At 68.7% G+C, this 4,661-nt stretch carries 6 protein-coding genes; 5 read left to right on the top strand and 1 reads right to left on the bottom strand.

The genetic code is table 11. The features are described 5' to 3' along the window. The first annotated feature begins 76 nt into the window (after window positions 1–76). From ACEU5R_RS31680 to ACEU5R_RS31700, 5 genes are all read left to right on the top strand, one after another. Window positions 77–826 (top strand): amino acid ABC transporter permease, encoded by a 750-nt coding sequence (locus tag ACEU5R_RS31680; protein WP_392413846.1) that lies wholly within the window; start codon window positions 77–79, stop codon window positions 824–826. 9 nt (window positions 827–835) lie between these two features. After that, entirely contained in the window at window positions 836–1,525 is a 690-nt protein-coding gene (locus ACEU5R_RS31685) for an amino acid ABC transporter permease (protein WP_392413848.1), read from the top strand. A 43-nt stretch (window positions 1,526–1,568) separates the two neighbouring features. After that, window positions 1,569–2,303 (top strand): amino acid ABC transporter ATP-binding protein, encoded by a 735-nt coding sequence (locus tag ACEU5R_RS31690; protein ID WP_103271848.1) that lies wholly within the window; start codon window positions 1,569–1,571, stop codon window positions 2,301–2,303. A 5-nt stretch (window positions 2,304–2,308) separates the two neighbouring features. Next, window positions 2,309–3,367: a threonine aldolase family protein gene (locus ACEU5R_RS31695; RefSeq protein WP_392413850.1), complete on the top strand. Its 1,059-nt coding sequence runs from the start codon at window positions 2,309–2,311 to the stop codon at window positions 3,365–3,367. A 98-nt stretch (window positions 3,368–3,465) separates the two neighbouring features. Further along, the gene (locus ACEU5R_RS31700; RefSeq protein WP_392413852.1) at window positions 3,466–4,371 is read left to right on the top strand and encodes an EamA family transporter; all 906 of its coding nucleotides are present in this window, start codon (window positions 3,466–3,468) and stop codon (window positions 4,369–4,371) included. A 113-nt stretch (window positions 4,372–4,484) separates the two neighbouring features. On the opposite strand, the gene ACEU5R_RS31705 is transcribed toward ACEU5R_RS31700, so the two are convergent. Further along, window positions 4,485–4,661: acylphosphatase (locus ACEU5R_RS31705; RefSeq protein ID WP_392413854.1), on the bottom strand; the 177-nt coding region annotated here is incomplete at its 5' end.

Genomic DNA, 4,661 nt, shown 5'->3' on the forward strand with positions numbered 1-4,661 from the left:
CCCCGCCGCCCCCCCCCCCCCCCCCCCCCGGCAATGGGGTCTGGCGCCGCCCGGCGCCGAAACTTGAGGCGGATTCATGAATTACAACTGGAGCTGGGGCGTATTCCTGGACATGTCGCCGGACGGCGTGCATACCTTCCTGGAAACGCTGCTGATCGGCGTGGGGTGGACGCTGGCGCTGTCCCTGATCGCCTGGGTCTTCTCGCTGCTGCTGGGCTCCTGCCTGGGCGTGATGCGCACGGCAAGCTCGCGCGCGCTGAACTTCGCCGGCGCGGCCTATGTCGAGGTGTTCCGCAACATCCCGCTGCTGGTGCAGATGTTCCTCTGGTATTTCGTGCTGCCCGAGCTGCTGCCGCATGCCTGGGGCGTGGCCATGAAGCAGATGCCGCAGCCCTGGGGCCAGTTCCTGCCGGCGGTGCTGTGCCTGGGTTTCTATGGATCGTCGCGCGTGGCCGAGCAGGTGCGCGCGGGCATCCAGTCGCTGCCGCGCGGCCAGCTTCAGGCCGGCATCGCGCAGGGGCTGACCGAGGCGCAGGTGTACCGCTACATCATCCTGCCGCAGGCCTACCGCATCGTGTTGCCTCCGCTGACGTCGGAGTTCATGGGCACGATCAAGTATTCGTCGGTGGCGCTGACCATCGGCCTGCTGGAGCTGACCGGCCAGGCGCGCTCGATGCAGGAATTCAGCTTCCATATCTTCGAGGCGTTCTCGGCCGCGACCGCGGTCTACCTGATTCTGAACGGCGTGGTGGTGCTGGGCATGCGCATGCTCGAGCGCCGCGTGGCCATCCCCGGGCTGATCGGCCCGGCGGGCAAGAGTCGCTAGGGGCGCGCCGTGGGTAAATTCGATTTCGACGCCATCGCCAGCGCCCTTCCCTATCTGTTCAAGACGGGAATGACGTTCACGCTGACGCTGACCTTGCTGGCCGCCGTGATGGGGCTGGCGCTGGGCACGCTGCTGGCCATGATGCGGCTGTCGCGCTTCAAGCTGCTGTCGGTGCCGGCCGGCATCTACGTGAACGTGATGCGCTCCATCCCGTTGCTGCTGGTCATCTTCTGGTTCTATTTCCTGGTGCCCTACATGGCCGCCTGGGCGCTGGGCTCGCCCACGCCGGTGCGCGTGGGCGCGTTCAATTCGGCGGTGATCACCTTCACCCTGTTCGAGGCCGCCTACTTCTGCGAAATCATGCGGGCCGGCATCCAGTCGATCTCGCGCGGGCAGGTCTCGGCCAGCCTCGCGCTGGGGTTGAGCCCGTGGCAGAGCATGCGCCATGTGGTGCTGCCGCAGGCCTTTCGCAACATGATCCCGGCGCTGCTCACGCGCGTCATCATCCTGTTCCAGGATACGTCGCTGGTGTATGTGCTGTCGCTGACGGACTTCCTGGGCGCGGCCTCCAAGATCGGCCAGCGCGACGGCCGGCTGGTGGAGCTCTATCTGTTCGTGGCGCTGGTGTATTTCCTGATCTGCTTCACCGCCTCGCGGCTGGTCAAGCGGCTGGAAAAGCGCGCCCGCGTGCTGCGCTAGCTTATCCACAGGTGCAACGATGCAAGCCTCTCCGAATCCTCCGATGATAGAAATCAAGCAGGTCAGCAAGTGGTATGGATCCTTCCAGGTGCTGGACGCCTGCACCACCGCCGTGGCCAAGGGCGAAGTGGTGGTGGTCTGCGGACCGTCCGGCTCGGGCAAGTCCACGCTGATCAAGACCGTCAACGCGCTGGAACCCTTCCAGCAGGGCGAGATCATCGTCAACGGCACCTCCGTGGGCGATCCGCGCACCAACCTGCCCAAGCTGCGTTCCGTGGCCGGCATGGTGTTCCAGCATTTCGAGCTGTTCCCGCACCTGAGCGTGACCGAGAACCTGTGCCTGGGCCAGGTCAAGGTGCTGGGCCGCGGCCGCGACGAGGCGCGCCAGCGCGCGCTGGCGCTGCTGGAGCGCGTGGGCCTGTCGGCGCACAAGGACAAGCATCCCGGCGAGCTGTCCGGCGGCCAGCAGCAGCGCGTGGCGATCGCGCGCGCGCTGTCGATGGATCCGGTGGTCATGCTGTTCGACGAGCCGACCTCGGCGCTGGACCCCGAGATGGTCAACGAGGTGCTGGACGTGATGACGGACCTGGCCGGCGAAGGCATGACCATGATGGTGGTGACCCATGAAATGGGATTCGCCCGCCGCGTCGCCGACCGCGTCATCTTCATGGACGGTGGCAAGATCGTCGAGGACTGCCCGAAAGAGCAGTTCTTCGGCAATGTCGAGGAGCGTGCGCCGCGCACGCGTCAGTTTCTTTCCAAAATTCTCCAGCACTGAAAGTCATGACCGAGCAAACCTTCGCCCCACGCCCCGCCAACGCCGTCGACCTGCGCAGCGATACCGTCACCCTGCCCACCGAGGCCATGTACGAGCGCATGCGCGGCGCGCCGATCGGCGATGACGCGCTGGATGGCGATCCCACCGTGCGCGAGCTGGAAGCCTACGTCGCGGCGCAGCTGGGCAAGCAGGCCGGGCTGTTCGTGCCCAGCTGCACCATGGCCAACCTGCTGGCCGTGCTGGCGCAGACGCAGCGCAATGAGCAGGTCATCCTGGAGTCCACCGCGCACATGTACACCTCCGAGCGCGGCGCGGCCACCTTCACCGGCGTGTTCTATCACTGTGTGCCGGGCGCGGACGGCGCCATGGACTTGAACCGGCTCGAAGAGGCGCTGCTGACCGAAGGGATGCGCCTGAAGACCTCGCTGGTGGCGATGGAGACCACGCACAACAACGCCGGCGGCACCGTGCTGCCGCTGGACCACATGCGGTCGGTGTACGGCATGGCCAACAGCCGCGGCATCTCGGTGCACCTGGACGGGGCGCGCATGTACAACGCCGCCGTGGCGCTGGGCGTCACGCCGCTGGACATCGCGCAGCACGCCGACACCGTGTCGCTGTGCCTGTCCAAGGGCCTGAGCGCGCCGGTCGGCGCGGTGCTGGCCGGGCCGCGTCCGCTGCTGGCCAAGGCCCGCACGCTGCGCCGCATGCTGGGCGGCGCGCAGCGCCAGGCCGGCATCATGGGCGCGGCCGGACTGGAGGCCGTGCAGACCATGGGGAGCCGGCTGGCCGAGGATCACGCTACCGCCGCGCGCCTGAGCGAGGGACTGAACCGTCTGCACCCGCGCCTGTCGGCTACCGTGCCGCAGACCAATATCGTGCAGGTCGAGACCGCCGACTCCGGCATGGGCAACGCGCAGTGGGTCCAGGCCCTGGCGGCCGAGGGCGTGCTGACCCGCCCCTGGGGCGTGACGCGGCTGCGCTGCGTGACCCATCGCCACATCGGCGCGGCCGACATCGACCGCGCCGTGCAAGCCTTCGGCCGGGTGCTGCAGGCCAGCTGAACCGGCTCTTCCCGGAGCCGCTTGCGGCCTGGGTTGCGACGCGGATTTCCTCGTCGATTGCATCGCCTGCCGACACGCGGGCGATGCGATAATGCCGCATGTCTCCCCCCTCCCTCACCCGCAAGGATTACCTCTGCGCGCTCGCCGTGGTGGTGATCTGGGGCCTGAATTTCGTCGTCATGAAAACGGGCCTCAAGGGCCTGTCGCCGATGATGCTCGGCGCGCTGCGCTTCGCGCTGGCGGCCTTTCCCCTGATCCTGTTCGTGCGCCCGCCCGCGCTGCCCTGGCGCTGGATCGCGGCTTATGGCCTGGCGCAGGGCCTCGGCCAGTTCGGGCTGCTGTTCGTGGCGCTGCAGGCCGGCATGCCCGCCGGCATGGCCTCGCTGGTGATCCAGACGCAGGCCTTCTTCACGCTGCTGCTGGCCGCTCCGCTGCTGCGCGAACGCGCGCGCCGGCATCACTGGATCGGGTTGGGCGTGGCCGCGCTGGGCCTGGCCGTGATCGCGCTGGGCCGTGGCGACGGACCGGGCCAGATGACCATGATCGGTTTCGTCCTGACGCTGGGCGCGGCCTTCATGTGGGCGGTGTCGAACATCATCGTGCGTCTGGCCAGCAACCGTGCGCCCGGCTACGACCCCTTCGCGTTCATCGCCTGGAGCAGCCTGGCGCCGGTGCTGCCCTTCCTGCTGCTGGCGGTGCTGATCGACGGCTGGGAGCCGGTGCTGGGCATGCTCGCCGGCATGGGCTGGGGCGAGGCGCTGTCGGTGCTGTACCTGGCGGTGCTGGCGACGCTGGTGGCCTATACGCTGTGGACGCGCCTGCTGACGCGCCATCCGGCCGCGAAGATCGCGCCGTTCTCGCTGCTGGTGCCGGTGGTGGGTCTGTCGGCGGCGGCCGCCGCCTATGGCGAGGCGCTGATGCCGCTGCAATGGCTGGGCGCCGCCGGGGTGCTGGCGGGCCTGATCGTCAACCAGCTTGGCGGGCGCTGGATCCGCGGCCGCTGATCAGGTCGCGCGCCTGCCGGCGCGCCGGCCATGCTGACAATTCCCTGTCCGCGCCCGTGCCGCGTGGGCCCATCCACCGCCGGGACTAAGCCGCCCGGCGTGGCGGCGCGGTCCTACAGCTGCTCGAAGCGGATGTAGCGCTTGTCGGTGTACTCCCGGCGCGTGACGATCTCGGCCACCCAGGCGCCCGGCGGGCCGCGCCGCAGCCATTCCAGCATGTGGTCGACCTGGTCGGGCGTGCCCTGCACCAGGGCCTCGACCGTGCCGTCCTCCATGTTCTGCACCCAGCC

Origin of the sequence: Achromobacter sp. 413638, from assembly GCF_043119405.1 — a bacterium.
Taxonomy (GTDB): Bacteria; Pseudomonadota; Gammaproteobacteria; order Burkholderiales; family Burkholderiaceae_B; genus Achromobacter.

Excerpts from the sequence above, each read along its gene's own strand:
- ACEU5R_RS31680 (WP_392413846.1), top strand. The coding sequence starts at position 77 with ATGAATTACAACTGGAGCTGGGGCGTATTCCTGGACATGTCGCCGGAC.
- ACEU5R_RS31695 (WP_392413850.1), top strand. The coding sequence starts at position 2,309 with ATGACCGAGCAAACCTTCGCCCCACGCCCCGCCAACGCCGTCGACCTG.
- ACEU5R_RS31700 (WP_392413852.1), top strand. The coding sequence starts at position 3,466 with ATGTCTCCCCCCTCCCTCACCCGCAAGGATTACCTCTGCGCGCTCGCC.
- ACEU5R_RS31690 (WP_103271848.1), top strand. The coding sequence starts at position 1,569 with ATGATAGAAATCAAGCAGGTCAGCAAGTGGTATGGATCCTTCCAGGTG.